Genomic DNA, 17708 nt, shown 5'->3' with positions numbered 1-17708 from the left:
TTATAAGACAATTTTAAAATCCGGCAACGCCATCAGCTCCCCTCTCTTTTTGAAAGAGAGGGGCCGGGGGTGAGTTAGACAAAACAACACTTATCAAAGCTGCCACACTTGAATTATAAGGAATTGGGTCGTTCCTACGGGACTTAGCCTCTTTTATTTTGTTGGTATTACCATAAGATCGTCCCTACGGGACTTGGTTTTGGGGGAAGGTTATTTAATGGTCTTCTGTTATCATGACGATTTGTGATAGCTTGAGCAAATTGGTACTGTAAATAAACTGATTGAAGTTTCGAACCTGTCTGCCCTGCCTAGCGACAGGCAAGATTGCGAATTGCGGATTGCGGACCTGTCTGCCGTCAGGCAAGATTTCGAATTTCGAATTTCGAATTTCCCTGCCTACTGCCTACTCACTACTGCCTGTTTTTAGAAAAACTTATACCTCAGGTCTTTAATATCTGCGAGTTCTTTCAGTGCTTCCATGGCTGTGTATTGCGACATCGACTGCATGCTGCTGATCTTATCTTTTTTGATGTCGCTCAGGTCTTTTGGTTCCTGCACGTCCGAAAATCCTTTCAGCACAAATTGATAAACAGCATTTTCACCCGGAATTGGTTGGGAAAGTTTTCCTTTTTCGGACCCGAAAACGTAGCCCATCAGGAGTTTTTCTTCTCCAAGACCAGTAATAAATGGCATTTCAAATGAAGCATTGGTGATTTTTTCAACACCTCTGCCAAGGGCTTTGGCGATATCTTCAATTGAATTGGCTGATTTCTGTACCTCTTCAAATTTCTTCAGCAGATATTGTTGTTTCTTTTCTTTGAGCACTTCCTGTTTGACCTGCTCTTTTACTTTTTCAAGCGGAGCAGTACCTTTGAAATAGACTTCAGTAAGTGCAGCCACCACATAGCGGTTTTCTACATCCAGCACATCCGAAATGGCTCCTTTCTTTTCGCGGTATGCCCAACTGACAACCACTTTAGCGTTTGGCAGTCCGGCAATGTCTCTGTCAACAGGTCTGACTTCGGGAGCATTCATTTTATTCAGTTCCATTTCGCGTGCAGCGTTTTCAAAGTCCTCAACTTTTTTAATTTTACTTCTGAATTTCACTGCCTTAGCGTAAATGTCCTGATAGGTGGAAGGGGAGGGTTCTATTCGTTTTGAAACCACCGCCAGCCGGATGACTTTGGTATTGGGATTATTTGTGCATTTTATCAGATGAGCACCAAACTCGCTTTTTACCACTGTCATATCCCCTTTCTTCATTCTTTTTACGGCTTCCATAAAGGGTTTGACCATATCTCCATCTTTGAACCATTCAAGGTCGCCTCCTCTGATGGCGCTTCCTTTATCATCGCTGTAGCGGATGGCAAGCTCAGAAAAGTCGGTTGTACGGGCTTCTGCCATCAGTTCACGTGCCCGTTTCAGTGCATCGAGGGTGTCTTGATTGGTAGCTCCTTTAGGTTTTATCAAAATATGGCTGACACGATAATAGGTAATGGAGTCGGCTTTTTTGTCCACCAGTTTGGCTATCCTGTAAAATCCCTTGTCGAATATCGGCCCGATGACAGTATCTTTACTGTCGATAGTAAAAAATACATTGTCGAATTCTTTGGCATAATATCCGGGTTTGCGGTATTGGGTGTCAAACTGCTCGTCACTGTGAACATTAACGAATAGTGAGTCATTTTTTGTGTTTTTAAATTCTTCCCGCAACTGTAACAACTGGTTAAAGAGGGTCAGCGAGTCTTCTTTGGTCGGATTGACGTCAAAATAGACATAATCGATTGTCCGGCTTTCTTCTGTCTTGTACTTCTCTTTATGTTTTTTATAGTATTTTTCAATTTCAGCATCAGTGGGTTCAACCAATGAATCAGCTACATCACGAAGCGGAAGCATTACATAATCGAAAGAAGCAAATTTGTTTTTTGCATAATAAATGTCTTTTGCTTCGAGATTGGTAAGATAAAAACCCGACTTGACCAGATCGAAATATTTTTGCTTCAGGGTTTCTTTTGCCAGTTCTTCTTCAAAGTCGAGCCAGATTTCCTTATATTCAGGATATTGATCCATGTTTTTGAGGAAGTTGACCAGAAGGTTTCTGTCGAACTGCTGTGTTTTCGGATTGGTAAAGAAGCTTTGTACAGCGGGATGAGGATTGGGACCACTGACAGTGTATGAAAGCTCTTCTGAGCTGAATGCCAGACCTAAAGCTTCATATTCACGGTTATAGATGATTTCATCCTGATATTTGTTCCACAAACGTTCCCGAAGCTGATCCCTTGTCGTTTCATCTACCGAAGAACTTTGGGTTTGTTTCATGTGTTTATCAATCTCAACATCAAGACGTGATAAAAACTCCTGATAAGAAATTTTTTCACCGTCAATTACACCTACGACCATTTTGTTTCTACCGAAAAAGATGGAATTCGACTGAAATGCATCAGATATGATAAAAGCAAGAATTGAAATAAAAATAGCACCAACGGCTATACCCGAGTACTTCCTGATTGTTCCTATAGCTGCCATAATGGATTATTATTGAATGGAAAATGATTTTTCACCTGATTTAACACCATCAGAATATATCTGAATTTTGTAATTGCCTTTTTCAAAGGGTGAGCCTTTTGCCCAGTAAACTTTGTAAATGTCGGAAGAAGAGTTTTGAAAATCAAGGCTTTCTTTAAACGTATAAATGTCTTTTCCTCCGGCAATTTCAAATTGTCCTGAGCCTCTTTCTTCCATATACAGGGTTTCTCCTTTCGGATTGATAATTTTGAAATAAAATGTTTTTTCTCCCGGCTTGGCCAATGCATTTTCCTGAATACTGAAAATTATTTTCAGGCCATCCATTTTGCTTCCTTTTTCTGTTTCTTTCTGTTTCCCTCCCTTTACCTGAATTCCATAAACTTCAATATTTGCGGTTTTCAGGGTTGCTCCGAGGCTGACTTTGTTGCTTAACGAAACGTTTTCGTCAGTCAGTTTGTCAACTTCACGTTTAACTTCCTGAACTTCTTCTTTCAGTCCCATATTTTCCTGAGTGAGTTTTTCGTTTTTGCGTTTTAGCTCTTCAATTTCTTTCTGATATTTCTGGGTATAATATTTTAACTGTGCAATTTCTTCTTTAGCTGCGTCATATTTGGCTTGTGTAACTTTTCCGGCTCTGATAATGGCTTCAATTTTTTCTTTCAGTTCATTTACTTCTTTTTGACTGGCCAAAAGGGCGGTATCTTTTTCCCCGAGCAGCTTTTGATATTCTGCAAGCTCTTTTTCATAGTTTTTAACTTCTTTTTCAAGCTCTTCCTTTAATGAGATGGTTGAAACAAGTTCTTCCGATATATCCCTGTTTTTCTTAACCAGCTGAAAAATTAAAAAAGCATTGAAAAGTACAAGTAAAACAACAAAAACAATCAGCAATATCCTGCTGAACTTCTTTTTTTGATTGCCTTCATATTCACTCATATCTCTGTTTTTTGAGTTAATGTATTTTTATTCAAAACGCTCTGTTTCTGAAAAGAAAAAGTTGGATTCGATCACCGCATTTTCATCTGAATCAGAACCATGAACAGCATTTTGTTCGATATTTGTACCAAATTTGTGCCTGATAGTGCCTTCGGCTGCTTTTGAAGGATCGGTGGCTCCGATAAATTCGCGATAAGCCTGAACAGCATTTTCCTTTTTCAGAATGGCAACATAAACCGGTCCTGAGGTAATATAGCTGACAAGACCCTCGAAAAACGGCTTACCCTTGTGTATGGCATAAAACTTTTCAGCCTGCTGGGGTGTAAACCTTGTTTTTTTCAGTGATATTACCTGAAAACCACCTTTAATAATTGCATCAAGGACTTCCCCTTCCTGTTCTTTCCTGAGAATTTCAGGTTTTATTATTGTAAATGTAATTGAGCCCATTTTTTTATTTCTGCAAATGTATGTTTTTTACAAAATTAATAATCTAAGTCTCAGGATGTTTTATTGAAAGCAAACACTATTTGATGAACTTGTTTATCTTGCAACTGAATTTTAACCCCGTTATTTTTAAAAAAACATGGAACCAATATTCTTTATTGCATTATCGCTTATTGTCGGTGCAGCCATAAGGCATTTTTTGCAAAAAACACCGTTACCTTATACCGTTTTATTACTGATTTTCGGCATTATTCTCGGTTTGATCGACAGGCTGGGCTGGTTAGAGAATATGCATTCATTGGCTAATGCAGTGAAATGGGCAGGAAATATTGACCCTCATGTTATTTTGTTTGTCTTTTTACCCACTTTGATTTTTGAGGCTGCTTTTGCCATGGATCTTCATATTTTCAGAAAAATATCTGCCAATGCCATTATTCTGGCTGTACCAGGAATATTGGTGGCTATTGCCTTAACGGCTGTATTAGCCATGGTTCTTAAAGCCTGGAATGTGGGATTTGGAACATGGGGTTGGGCTGTAGCTTTTATGTTTGGCTCTGTGGTGTCGGCTACTGACCCTGTGGCGGTGGTTGCTTTGTTGAAAGAACTGGGTGCCAGTAAAAAACTCAGTACCCTCATTGAAGGTGAATCTTTGTTGAATGACGGAACAGCTATCGTCTTTTTCATGGTTTTTTATACTGCTTTTACCGGCTCTGCCCATGGTGCCTCAAATCCTGCTCTTGTTGAGTTTTTGAGGGTTAGTGCAGGAGGTGTTGCTATTGGATTAATTATCGCAGCAGTAACGCTGATCTGGATAAAAAAAGTTTTTAATGATGCCATGATTGAAATAAGCCTTGTGATTGCTGCTGCCTATCTGACATTCTATATTGCCGAACATTTTCTGCATGTTTCAGGTGTTTTGGGACTTGTCGGACTTGGCCTGAGCATGGCAAGTGCCGGAAGAACAAGAATCAGCCCCGATGTGCAGCATTTCCTTCATGAATTCTGGGAATTGGCTGCCTTTATCGCCAATACATTGATATTCATCATTGTAGGAGTTGTTATTTCCGAAAGGTCAGTTTTTCATTCACACGACTTACTGATTCTGTTTATTCTTTATTTATCTATTCATGTAACAAGGGGCATCATGATTCTTCTTTTCTACCCGTTTATGCGCAGATTAGGTTATGGTCTTAACAGAAACGAAGGTATTATTCTTTGGTATGGCGGGCTCAGAGGTGCTGTCGGACTTGCCCTTGCATTGGTAGTAGCCGGTGAACCGAAAATTCCTGAAGAAATCAGACATCAGTTCCTTTTTTACATTGCTGGTATTGTAACGCTTACATTATTAATTAATGCTACAACCGTCAAGGCAGTTGTGCATGCTTTGGGCATGACCAAAATACCGCCTGTCAAAGCTTTAATGTTTTCCAATGTCTTCAGAACAATATTCAGGGAAATTGAACATGAAAAGGAAGTACTGTCGAAAGACCGCTTTATGAGCAATGCAGACTGGAATTCGGTTAAAAAGTTTTATCCTTCGCAACCAGACATTATTGTAACAGAATCTGAAATTGCAATGATAAATCCTTTAAATGAATCGAGGCGAAGATGTCTGGAAAAGGAAAAAAGCAGTTACTGGAATCAGTTCAAAGAAGGCTTACTGAGTGCACAGGCCTATTCAAAGCTGACAGATAACATTAAGGAAATTATTGATAATGAGGGGAAAAAGCCATTAAACGAAAGGCCATATCTGATAAAACTCTGGCAAACACCGGCAGTTTATGCAAAAATGATGAAAGTACCTTTACTGAATAATTTTGCACGGCAGGAACTCATGGAAAGGCTTGCTTTACGTTATGATATTGCCAGAGGATTCCTTATATCACAGGAAGAGGTGGCAAAAATGATGGCCAATATGGATTTTGATTTCAATCAGGATAATGTAGTGGATGAAAAAGAAACAGAAATTGAAACAACCATCAGGGAGGAGATCAATCAGAACAGGCTGAAATCGCTTAACTATATCAAAGAATTGCATGAAGCCTTTCCGGAAATCAGTAAAGCCATCGAAACAAGGCAGGCGAGCCGCTCTTTGCTTAATTTTGAAAAAAAGACCATACAGAAATTGTTAAAAGAGGGCAGGATAGAGGAAGATGAAGCTCAGAGGTTGATTATCAATCTGGAAAAAAGGCTGAAAGACCTGATGGAATCGCCTATGATGACCAGATTGCTGAGTCCGTTTGAAATTCTCGAACAAACAGAATGGCTGAAAGGTACTGATGCTGAAACCATTGAAAAGGTTAAATCCATTGCCAAAGAAAAAAATCATTTGCAGGGAGAAGTTCTGATGTCGAAAGGAGAATCAGGAGAGAGTGGAATGGTCATTATTACCAGTGGGGCCGTTAAAGTAATTGTAAATGATCAGGTTGTTGATATTTTAGGTTCAGGCCGAATCATTGGGGAAATGTCGGTATTGACCGGTGCTCCAAGAACCGCCAAAATCGTTGCTGATACGCCTGTAACAGCATTATGGCTTGAATCGGAGGCACTGCAAAAAATTATTGAACGCTCCTCAGTGATTGAATACAATTTATGGAGAATGGCAGGAATTCGTTTTGCCGAAAACCTCCTTGGGCATATTTTACCCTATCAGTCATGGAGCCTTTTAAAACTTAAACGCTGGGTCAATCATGGGGAGGTCAGAAAAACGCTCAAAGGAGATGTCTATAACCTTGAAAAACACCGGCTGGTACATATTTCAGGAACAGCTACAGACCGCAGAAATAATCAGATATTTACCTCTCCTTCTATTGTTCCTTCTATTGACTTACAGTATGAAAGTGATGGCTGGCTCTATATCAGCCCCGATATAACCCTGACAGAAACGGATTAGTTCAGTGTATGGTCAGCATTACTTCTTCAATTTTATTTTTTGAAGTGCTGAGAATTTTTATTGTAAAGTTTTCATGATGAACCAAATCGCCTTTTTGTGGAAAGTTTTGAGTAATTTCGAGTACCAGGCCACCTAATGTGGAATAATCTCCTTCAGGCAGATTCAGGTTATATTTCTCGTTCAGGTAATCAATTTCATGCCTTGCACTCAGAATATATTCATTATCACTGACCTTGACTTCCTTCAATGCATCTTTATCGTATTCATCATTTATTTCGCCAAATATTTCTTCCAGTACATCCTCAATGGAGATAATTCCGGAAGTACCGCCATATTCATCTATCACCTGGGCAATTGAAATATTTGAAGAAGTGAATTTTTTTAACAGTTTGTTAATGGTCATAGACTCGGGGACAAATTCAATTTTTCTAAGTATTTCACTGATTGTCTTTGGGTTAAAAAATAAATCAACCACATGGACATATCCTGCAACAAAATCGATGGAATCGTTCACAACTATTATTTTTGAATGACCTGAAGACACAAACAGGTCTTTGAGTTGTTCAACTGACTCTGAAATATCAATAAAAACAATTTCAGGCCTTGGAATCATACAATCCCTGACCTTAATATTAGGTAAATCAATCGCATTCTTCAATATCTGAGTGTCGAGCTGGGTATCACTTGTATTTTCTGACTCATTATCACTACTTTCGACAAAGGAAAATAAATCATGCAAATCAAAAGTCTTTTTCTTTTTATCAATCCGGTAGCCCAGTATTCTCATCAAACCAAGTGAAATGTTTGAGATGATCAGGTTCAGCGGGAAAAGAATAATGTAAATAACAAAAAAGGGTATGATGAAATTCTTTAGTGTTTTATTTGGGTTTGAAACAAAAATAATTTTAGGTAAAAACTCAGCAAGAATTAATACAATGAAAGTACTTGTTAGTGTAAGCACTATAAATGAAAACAAGGGATTTGTAATACCGAAAATTCCTGCATTTTCATGGGTAAATAATTGGGTAAAGACAATTCCATATATGATAATAGCCAGATTGTTGCCTATCAGTGTATTGGTGATAAATTGCCCGGAATGGTCGGAAAAAAATGAAACAAGTTTTGATGCCCAAATGCCGGCTTTTTTATCAATTTCAATTTTGAGAGGGTTTGCCTGGTAAAATGCTATCTCAATTCCTGAAAAAAAAGCAGAAAAAAGTAATGAAATAATTAGTATCAGCCAGTATGGGTCCATGCAATATTAAATCTACCGGATTTTTGCCGCAAAATTACAATACCTCGTTTAATAAACTGAATTTGATTTATTTTTGCACATCTTTTCAACTGGCAAAAGTGTAAAATTGTTATCGAATCACATGAAAATTTTTAGCCGTGAATTAATCCGACAAGCCGATGCTTATACCATCAGCCACGAACCTATCGCTTCTGCCATGCTGATGGAGAGAGCTGCCCGGCAGTTTACACTTTATTTTCTGAAACATTTTTCCATTACAGGGAAAATTCATGTTTTTTGCGGAAAAGGGAATAATGGCGGAGACGGTCTTGTCGTTTCCCGTTTATTGCTGGATAAACATTATCAGGTAGTTACTTACATCCTCGAATACGCTGATGAGGCCTCAGACGATTTTACATTGAATTATAATTTACTCAAAAATTATCAGCAGGCAGAAATTCATCATATTACTGACGAAAACTTTGAGTTTAATTTTGCTAAAAATGACCTGATTGTTGATGCATTGTGGGGAACAGGGCTTAGCCGACCGATACAGGGCTTTTCCGGAAAAATTATCGAAAAAATCAATTCTTCTTCCTTACCGGTTGTTGCTATTGACATTCCAAGCGGAACCTTTTGCGATAGTTTTAATGAGGATGATGCAAAAATTAAAGCTCATTTCACCATTAGCTTCCAACTGCCCAAACTGGCATTTTTCATCCCTGAAAACAGGGATTTTGTCGGAAGATGGCGGGTCGTTGACATCGGTCTTTCTGATGATTTTATTCAAAATACGGATACCAGTTACTTTTACTCAACAAAGGCAGAAATATCAAAACTTTTAAAGCCAAGGAACAAATTTGATCACAAAGGTAATTTTGGCCATTCCCTGTTGATGGCAGGTTCGTATGGAAAAATGGGTGCTGCCGTGCTGGGAGCTAAGGCTTGTATGCGTTCAGGTACTGGCTTGTTAACCGTTTTCATTCCCGAATGTGGCTATTCAGTTCTCCAGACCGCTGTACCTGAAGCCATGACCATTGTGGCAAATCATGATAAAATGCTAACAAATATTCCGGACACCATGGCTTTTGATGCAGCTGCCATTGGTCCTGGTATAGGAACTAATGACCTGACGGCTGATGCACTCAATCTCTTTCTTAAAAAAACCAAATATCCTGTTGTGCTGGATGCAGATGCCATAAATATCATAGCTGCCAGGCAAACATGGATGTATGCCATTCCAAGAAACAGCATTCTTACGCCACATCCCGGAGAGTTTGACAGACTGGCCGGTAAATCTTCCAATCATTTTCAACGTCTTGAAAAAGCCATTCAAATTGCAAAAAAACATCAGATTATCATTGTATTGAAAGGGCATTATACGGCTGTCGTCTCACCGGAAGGAAAAATATTTTTCAATTCAACGGGTAATCCGGGCATGGCAACGGCCGGAAGTGGTGATGTACTCACCGGTGTGATTCTCGCCTTCCTTGCCCAGGGATATGAGCCGCTTCATGCTGCCCGGCTGGCCGTTTTTCTTCATGGGCTCGCTGGCGATATGGCTGCTGAACAAAAATCTCAGCATGGGCTGATTGCTTCCGATATCATTGACTACCTGCCTGAAGCTTTTATTAACCTTTCTAACGCTGAACAAGATTATGAGAAAAAATGAGTTGAAAATTGCTTCGGCTTTTTCTTTGATTTATTTCCTGATGAATATGGTTTACAGTTATTTCATTGTTTATCAGGAGCCTAAAAGATGGTTTATTACTTTGTCGCTGATAATCATGACAATATGTAATGCAGTAATTTTTCTCTATCTTAAAAAATTCCTCAAATACTACTATAATGTCAAGGACAGGAATTACACCATTTACACCATTATTGCACTGGAGTCGTTTATCAATATTGTCCTCATTTGTTGTTACAAAAACATTGATCCATTTAAGGAATATTACTTTGTTTATGTAATAATTCTGGCAGTTGCCACGGCTGTGTTAATGGGTTTTTATATGGCTTTAGCTTCAAAACTGATGCGGGTTGCAAAAAAATCTACCCGCCTGATGATTCCTTTTGCCTACTCCTTTTATCTGATACCTTTAACCATTTTTGTTACCTTTTTTTATGCACTGCTTCAGGGTCAGGACCTTGTTGACGCCTTTGAGATTCATGATACTTCCCTTATATTCAGCTTTTTAAAGTCTTTTCCTTTTCTTTTACTGATGGCGCTTTACTACCGTGCATGGCTTAAAAAACACAGGAAACATCAGCATTCAGGAAACTGACAACTTAAAGGTTTTCGCCTGCAAACTTTAATCGCTTAACTTTGCAGGAAATTTTGATTCAGGTGAATATTCTTGTTACAAATGATGATGGCATTCATGCTTCGGGGCTTTCTTCTCTGGTAAATTGCATGAAAGAGTACGGAAATGTTACGGTTGTTGCTCCTTGCAGCCCCATGTCGGGTGTCGGACATGCCATTACCATGAGAAATCCGGTTTTTATTGAAGAAACAGATATTTTTAGTCCTGTAAAAGCCTATTGTTGTACCGGTACACCTGCCGATTGTGTAAAATTTGCCAATGGAAACCTTTTTCCTTCACCTCCCGATCTGATTGTTTCAGGTATTAACCATGGCTCGAATGCTTCTGTGAATATGCTCTATTCGGGAACGGTGGCAGCTGCTGTCGAAGGTGCTTTGTACGGCATACCTTCCATGGCATTTTCCAGCCTCAATTATCATGAGGATGCCGATATGTCGCTATGCGAAAAAGTGGTTCATGAAATAATGCAGACTATTGATATTGAATTGCTTAAACAGTTTTTTCTGTTGAATATCAACATCCCTGATATTGACATTTCAGCCTTTAAAGGCCTGAAAATTTGCCGTCAGTCTATGGCTCACTGGAAAGAAACTTTCCGGCAAAATACTGCTGATAATGGAAAAAACTCATTCTGGTTGACCGGTGAGTTTATATGTTCCGATAAAGAACCTGATACCGACATCTGGGCACTTGAAAACAACTTTGCCTCAGTAGTGCCTGTATATCTTGATCTTACAGCATATCCACTTTTAAATCATCTCCAAAAAATTTTTGCCAATGAAAAAGTATGACCATATTTTGCTGGGTACAGCTATCGGAATTTTAAGCATTATTATCGTTGTGGTAGTATTTTATCTGGCCAAATTTACTTTCGTCAGTTTTTCAGATTATCTTTCCACACTCACTTCCTATAAAAAAATGCTTTCTGCCATGATTAGTCTGGCCGGACTTCCCAACCTGCTCTTTTTCTTTATCTTTTTAAACAAGGAAAAATACAATACCGCCAAAGGTTTGATACTGGCCACTTTTATACTTGTGCTGATCGTAGTGGTGATTAAAATTTTTCTTTGATAATGCCGAAATATTTTATCATTGCCGGTGAAGCCTCAGGTGATTTGCATGCCTCGAATCTTGTCAGGGAGTTGAAAAAAACAGACCCTTCTGTTGTCTTTACCGGCATAGGTGGAAACAGAATGAAAGAGCAGGGCGTTAACATTGTCTTTGATAGCGGGAAAATTGCCTTTATGGGGTTTGCTGAAGTTTTTCTTCATTTACCGATTATTTTTAAAGCATTACGATTGTGTAAAAAGGAATTACTCGATTTTCAGCCTGATGCTGTGATTCTGGTCGATTATCCCGGTTTTAACCTGAAAATTGCCTCTTTTGCCAAAAAACATCATTTTAAGGTTATCTATTATATTTTGCCTCAGATTTGGGCATGGAAAGCCAGGCGTGTGTTTAAGTTAAAAAAACTGGTCGATCTGCTGATTTGTATCTTACCGTTTGAGCCGGATTTTTACACAAAATTTAATGTTAAAGCATTTTATTGCGGACATCCCCTCGTTTCTTTAGTATCAGAATTTCAGCCAGATATAAGTTTTTCTGAAAGATATAAAGATAAAAAAGTCGTAGCGGTATTACCTGGAAGCAGAAAGCAGGAGGTTTCAGAAATTTTACCTGTTTTATACCCTGTTTTCCGACTTTTTCCCGCCTACCATTTTGTCATTGCAGCTACTTCAAATCTTTCGCCTTCCTGCTATCAACTGCCAGAGGATATTCCAAATGCGGAAGTGGTTTTTGATAAATCCTATGATATTCTTCATCTTGCCGAAGCCGGTATCATTACCTCAGGAACTGCAACTCTTGAAACTGCTTTGTTTAATGTCCCCATGATGGTTTGCTACAAAACATCCGGTCTGACCTACTATATTTCAAAGCAGCTGATAAAAGTCAAATACATCTCTCTGGTCAACCTGATCAATCAGGAGCAAACGGTCAAGGAACTGATTCAGCATAATTTTAATCCTGAAGAAATAAAGAATGAATTAGAAAAGCTTTTGTTTGATGAAAAATACAGGAATGAAATGAAGATGGCTTTTCAGAAATTAAGGGACTCGCTTGGTTCAGGCAGTGCCAGCCAGAAAGCAGCAGCAATTATTTCCGGATCTTTTCATGCCTGAAAATAAAAAAGCGGATTCGTTGCCAAATCCGCTTTGTGTAAAAGACTGAATATCAATTAATAAAGCCTGAAACTAAACTTTACGTAAATGGTTTGACCGGCTTCGTTGTTCAGTTCAGCAACATTGCTTGTTGAAAGCTTGCTGATGACATAGTTCTTTAGTACTTCATTATTTGCGTTAGCCTGAATATTTTCTATCCTCCCGTCTTTATTGACAGTAAAGCTTACGTAAACATCTCCCTGGATTTTTTGTTCTTTTGCAAATGCCGGATATTCAATTTGTTTTGTCAGTATCTGGGTGGCTTTTGCATTGGTGTTTGTTTCATTTCCCGGATTTTCTTTAGCTATGGATAAAAAACTGGTTCCTGCAATCAATACTAAAACTAAAATAGCTGAAAATTTTTTCATGGTTACATTTTTTAATCGTTAATAAAAATTTCTGTTAATCAGACGAAATCTAAACAAGAAATGTTACAGGAATGTTCAGGAAAAATAAAAAAAATTGTAATAGTCAGATAATCAACAAGATATATTGATTAATTTTTTGAAATGACCTGCCATCCGCTCCCATCAGACTGAATCATGACAAACTGATTTTTACTCGTCAGGGAATAGGTGGCATTTCCGTCAATGGTTTCTGAGCCATTCCCATCGACAGTTATGGCATTTGAAGAAGCATCTGTTTTCTTTATGACATAGATTCTTCCCTTGATGGCCGAAGCTGCAGGAAGACTAATGGTAAATGCTGAGGAATTTCCATCACACAAGATGGTATAATCGCTGAGTGTAGCAGTATAAGCTGCTGATTTTGTTACTATTGGCAATGAAATCGAGCCGTTTACCTGTAAGAGGGAATTGGCTGTTTCAGTTCCGATACTGACTGCATGACGATTGAAGAAAGTCCCTTTGTTTCCATAAAAAGAATAATTACTGTCTGTTCCTCCGTAGGCATCGGCATAAAAGGCATAATTGGTTTTGGTATAGGTTCCCGAAAGCTTTGCTGCCCTGGAATAAATGCCATAGTTAATTTTTGCGTTATCACCACCTGTGTACATCCCATAATTGGTATGGGTTCCTGAGGCTGCGCAACCTGCTCCAACCCCAATATTCCATGTCCCTTTACCGGCAGATTCTCCCAATACCCCGTAATTGATGAAACCGCTGTTCTGGGCTTTTGCATAAACCCCTATGTTTTGTCCGCTTCCAGATCCGTTACACTCGGCAAAAACCCCTGCATTATTTGTCCCGACTCCATTGGTACTCCCGTAAAGTCCGAAATTAAACTTGGTGGAGCCGGTTCCTTTTCCAAATACACCGCAATTGATATTATTTGTAGTACCAGAGGAAGTACCATAAACGCCATAATTGGCGCTGGTACCCTTGACACCCGGATTTGCTTCACCAAACAGTCCGTAATTGGTCAGTGAATTGGAGGCAAAACCACTGATTCCCTTATTGTAGCCGGCAACCAAAGAACCGATAGCAGAGCCGTAAATAGCTGTGTTATCTCCATTTGTGGCATCAATGGTAGCATGAAGCAACCTTGCTGAGCTTAATCCGTTATCTGTGCCTCGCCCATATAAAAACATCAGTGCGGGGAGGTTGAAAATATTGCTGTCTGTTATGGTGAGCAATGTGCTGTCGCGATAACTTGCCTGTGTATTAATGCTTACGGTTCCGTTTTTGTAATAAATGCCGGTATTGTTTTGTTTCCATGGGGTTGTAGGCAAGGCAACCGTGTTTCCTCCGCTGATACTCAGGTTATTGCCATTGATGGCCAGCGTTTGTATTTCATTTAACGTGTCGGCATCAGCATCATCAACATTGAGTGTTACGGTATTACCGTTAGTGATACTTAAATCTTTTCCATTCAGGCTCAAGGTCTGAAATTCATTGGAAGGATCGGCATCAGCGTCATCGACATTCAGGGTAACGGTGTTGCCATTGCTGATGCTAAGATTTTTCCCGGCTACGCTCAGGGTTTGGATTTCGTTTGTCGGATCTGCATCTGCATCATCAACATTGTCGGGCAGGATAACAGAATTCCCGTTCGAGATGATAAGTTCATGTCCGTTAAGCGATAGTTTCTGTGTTCCACCGACACTGTTCCCCGACATGTGGGCATACAGGGCATAAGGGACTGCCAGAAACTGTGAAGTTCCCATATCGACCAATCCGTTTCCGAAATCCACCCTAACATTCAGATAATAATTGTCTGTCCACCACTTGATAGAGTCAAATGCAGGCAGGGTAGCTTTTCCGGTAGGTATTCCTTTTCCTATTTGTAAAGTAAACAATCCCAATGAGTTAGTCGTTACATTATGACCTTCCTGCCATACAATGGTCCCCAATGGCGATCCCTGAAGAATGCTGACCTCAACGATTAGCGGTTTATTCTCCAGCACTTTTCCTGATCCGTCTCTGGCAACAGCCTGATAGTTCAGGTATGGAGTCAGCTGGGCTGTTAAATGACAAATGAAAGCGGTGCTTATCAATAGTGTCAGTATGAACTTTCTCATAATTTACTATAAATTTAGTTCTTGATTAACATAAAAGATTGAAAATGAGTTTTATCAGAAAAATTAAGTATATATATTCCGGGAATAAAACCATTCATGTTGAGTGAAGTAGTTCCATGAAAAATTTTATCAGAAAAAAGTGATTTTCCATTCAAATCGTAAATATGCAGATTTAATTCTGTTTTTTCTCCGTTGAGGTGAATAAAAAGAACATCATTTACCGGATTGGGGTAAATTGTGATTTCTGATTGTATTAGGTTTTGATAAACAGACAATAGTTTTGAAAAAGATGGCTGCTGAAACCCGCTGATGCAGATATTTGATGTCATAACCAATGGGGGTGAAATAATTTCTCCTGTCGTCCAGGAAAGAATAAACTCCTGATCCTGATAAAAACCACCGTTTGACGAAATAACCTGATTATTAGTAACTTGACCTTTGCCGATAAAGCAATAAAAACTGTTGAAAAAAATGATTATTACCACAAAAACATATCGCAACATTTTCAAAGGCTTCATTATAAATTTACTTCAAAAGTACGAATAAATCAATGACTTTGAAAATTAATTTTACTCAATCACCTGTTTTTTCCCTGAATCAGATGTTAATAAAGAATACTAAAACAGGGTAAATTATCCAGTTTTAAAATGTAGTAAAATGAACTACTTGATAAACTTCACTGTATGTTTCTGGCCATTAAATTCCAGCACAGCCAAATAGCTTCCTTTGCTCAGGTTTGAGGCATCAAAAGAAACATGATGTTCCCCGGGAGCAAAGCTACCTTCAGTTTTAGCTAAAACATTTCTTCCCATCACATCGAAAATACTAAGCTGAATATCTGTTGTTTGTGAAGTCGAGAAGGTAATTATTCCCGTATTTTCAACAGGGTTGGGATAAATCATGCTGATTTGATCGGCAGGGTTTGTTTCCTCGATGGAAGTAGTGGTCAGTTTGGCTTTAATAACGTTTAATACCTGGCGTCTGGCGATGTTTTCGTCCCAATAGCATACAAAAACAATGGCATACATCTGATGACGGTTCCAGTTGTCGGGGATAACGCGTTTTGAAAATTGTTTGATGATGACGGTGTCTTTTGATACTTTTCTGAATCCTGGTTCTTTCAGATCAATCCAGTCTCCCCAGATTCCTGAGTTAAACATACGTGCCGTAAAGTGGAAAAACATCGGATAAACCGGATTGCCACGGTTAAAAAACGGATGTCCCATCATAGCGTCATAATTATTGGCCTGCTGATAGTCTTCCTTGCTTCCGGTAACCCAATCTTCCGTCAGCAGACAGGTGGCCCTGATATCTCCGCCCATGGCATCGACAAACTCAAATTTAGCAGTAATTTCTGCAGCTGAAGTACTCGGATTATATTTTATTTCCTGAAAACTAATGTTGACAGGTGTTTTTGAACTCAGGCGTTCTGCAATCCGGGTTGACCAGTCATAACGAGGGACGGCAATTTCGTTATATTCTTTCCAGAAAGTCCTGTCTATCAGACCGGAAGAAGTAGCAGGCTTGAAATCGTTATTGATTTCGATAAAGTCGAGAGTGGCCATTTCGCCCCATGTCTGATAATTGACAGGAACTAAGGTTTTCGGATATGTATTCAGCATTTCATCAATTTTGGCATAGGCATCAGTTGATTCTCCGTCTTTTACACTCACAACACTTTCCAGTAATACATTTTTTGATCCGGTAATCCCATAGTTGACAAAAAAGAAAAACGAATCTGCATCGTTGGATGGTTTTTGGTCGGGGTTGCCATTCAGGTTGCTTGCCCAGCATTTAATCTTATGAAATCCATTGGTGTTTGTGGGAGTAAAATTAGTGGGATGGGTAAAATACCATTTCCCGTTCTGCGGAATGTTTACACTGGAAATATTTGCTGTAAATATCTGATTATCATCAACCTGATAATTCAGGTCAAAGGAAGTGACGGAGTTAAATCCTTTATTGATTACAAAGCCTTTTACGGGAACTGCCACGCCTGCCTTTCCGGCAACTTCCATGGTCAGGCTGGTCATTAGGTCATAGTTTTGGGCAAATATTAATGTACTGATCAGTATAAAAACCAATAAACCAATGATTTTTTTCATCTTTGTATTTTTAAAAGGTTACACAATGTTTAAATTTTGAAAAAACAGCAATATTTTTTTCAGGGTAAAGATAAGAAACATATTGCAAAATAAAGCTTTCGATGGTTTTTTTGATTTTGTCCTAATCAGGAAGATACAGGCTTTTGGTTAAAAAATAAATCCGCAGGGCTTTAACGCCTGCTTCGATGATCTCAATTGCCTGCTGCCAGTCGCTTGCCAAAGATAAAACTCCGTGTTTTTCCCATACAATCAGGTCTTCTCCCTGATAAGCTGATAAAGTGGCTTCTGCCAGCTCTCTGCTGCCTGCAGGTTGATAAGCTACAAAGGAAATTCCGTTTCTTATATGAATTTGTGTCTCTGGTAAATAACTATAAATCAATGAAGTAAGCTGTTCTCCTGTTTTAATTTTTGAAGAATGGCTGATGGCAATAAACTCATCGGGATGAACATGAAGAATGCATTTTTTTCCGCTATGGTTTTGAATCAGGTATTGATGAAGAAGAAAATGACTAAGGTATTCACTGCTCAGCTCATGCTCCTCAGAATTCCCT

Annotated in this window: 15 protein-coding genes; 6 read left to right on the top strand and 9 right to left on the bottom strand. The window is 38.9% G+C overall.

What is annotated here, in order from left to right:
- Positions 1-423 precede the first annotated feature (423 nt).
- Genes GX437_00240 through ndk form a run of 3 tightly spaced genes read right to left on the bottom strand, consistent with a single transcriptional unit; the run spans position 424 to position 3906 of the window.
- Positions 424-2526, bottom strand: a complete 2103-nt coding sequence (locus GX437_00240; protein NLJ06075.1) for a hypothetical protein — start codon at positions 2524-2526, stop codon at positions 424-426.
- Between the two features lie 9 nt (positions 2527-2535).
- Positions 2536-3459: a hypothetical protein gene (locus GX437_00235; protein NLJ06074.1), complete on the bottom strand. Its 924-nt coding sequence runs from the start codon at positions 3457-3459 to the stop codon at positions 2536-2538.
- A 27-nt stretch (positions 3460-3486) separates the two neighbouring features.
- Positions 3487-3906, bottom strand: a complete 420-nt coding sequence (gene ndk / locus GX437_00230; protein NLJ06073.1) for a nucleoside-diphosphate kinase — start codon at positions 3904-3906, stop codon at positions 3487-3489.
- 136 nt (positions 3907-4042) lie between these two features.
- Between ndk and GX437_00225 the strand changes: the two genes are divergently transcribed.
- Complete coding sequence (locus tag GX437_00225; GenBank protein NLJ06072.1) at positions 4043-6796, top strand: cyclic nucleotide-binding domain-containing protein; 2754 nt, start codon at positions 4043-4045, stop codon at positions 6794-6796.
- Position 6797: 1 nt separating this feature from the next.
- Here GX437_00225 and GX437_00220 read toward each other — a convergent pair whose 3' ends face one another.
- A complete protein-coding gene (locus GX437_00220; protein ID NLJ06071.1) occupies positions 6798-8051 on the bottom strand; it encodes an HlyC/CorC family transporter in 1254 nt (417 codons plus the stop codon).
- 121 nt (positions 8052-8172) lie between these two features.
- On the opposite strand from GX437_00220, the gene GX437_00215 reads away from it, so the two are divergent.
- From GX437_00215 to lpxB, 5 genes are read left to right on the top strand one after another with little or no spacing between them, the layout of a single operon-like run.
- Positions 8173-9702, top strand: coding sequence for an NAD(P)H-hydrate dehydratase (locus tag GX437_00215; protein ID NLJ06070.1), 1530 nt, complete (start codon positions 8173-8175; stop codon positions 9700-9702).
- The gene (locus tag GX437_00210) at positions 9689-10315 is read left to right on the top strand and encodes a hypothetical protein (GenBank protein NLJ06069.1); all 627 of its coding nucleotides are present in this window, start codon (positions 9689-9691) and stop codon (positions 10313-10315) included. Before GX437_00215 ends, GX437_00210 begins: the two co-directional genes overlap by 14 nt.
- 50 nt (positions 10316-10365) lie before the next feature.
- Positions 10366-11145, top strand: a complete 780-nt coding sequence (surE, locus tag GX437_00205; GenBank protein ID NLJ06068.1) for a 5'/3'-nucleotidase SurE — start codon at positions 10366-10368, stop codon at positions 11143-11145.
- Positions 11132-11425: a hypothetical protein gene (locus GX437_00200; GenBank protein ID NLJ06067.1), complete on the top strand. Its 294-nt coding sequence runs from the start codon at positions 11132-11134 to the stop codon at positions 11423-11425. Before surE ends, GX437_00200 begins: the two co-directional genes overlap by 14 nt.
- 2 nt (positions 11426-11427) lie before the next feature.
- Positions 11428-12534, top strand: a complete 1107-nt coding sequence (lpxB, locus tag GX437_00195; GenBank protein NLJ06066.1) for a lipid-A-disaccharide synthase — start codon at positions 11428-11430, stop codon at positions 12532-12534.
- Positions 12535-12590: 56 nt separating this feature from the next.
- Here the strand turns inward: lpxB and GX437_00190 are convergent, their stop codons facing one another.
- The 5 genes from GX437_00190 to GX437_00170 all read right to left on the bottom strand — a co-directional run.
- Complete coding sequence (locus GX437_00190; GenBank protein NLJ06065.1) at positions 12591-12941, bottom strand: TonB family protein; 351 nt, start codon at positions 12939-12941, stop codon at positions 12591-12593.
- Between the two features lie 128 nt (positions 12942-13069).
- Positions 13070-15052 (bottom strand): hypothetical protein, encoded by a 1983-nt coding sequence (locus tag GX437_00185; GenBank protein NLJ06064.1) that lies wholly within the window; start codon positions 15050-15052, stop codon positions 13070-13072.
- 14 nt (positions 15053-15066) lie between these two features.
- Complete coding sequence (locus GX437_00180; GenBank protein NLJ06063.1) at positions 15067-15570, bottom strand: T9SS type A sorting domain-containing protein; 504 nt, start codon at positions 15568-15570, stop codon at positions 15067-15069.
- Between the two features lie 144 nt (positions 15571-15714).
- Positions 15715-17157, bottom strand: coding sequence for a T9SS type A sorting domain-containing protein (locus tag GX437_00175; protein NLJ06062.1), 1443 nt, complete (start codon positions 17155-17157; stop codon positions 15715-15717).
- 121 nt (positions 17158-17278) lie between these two features.
- Positions 17279-17708 (bottom strand): hypothetical protein (locus tag GX437_00170; GenBank protein NLJ06061.1); only part of this gene is annotated, 430 nt, incomplete at its 5' end.

This window comes from Sphingobacteriales bacterium (genome assembly GCA_012517435.1).
In the GTDB taxonomy this organism is placed as follows: domain Bacteria; phylum Bacteroidota; class Bacteroidia; order CAILMK01; family JAAYUY01; genus JAAYUY01.
This window is presented reverse-complemented; position numbering and strand designations above follow the sequence as displayed.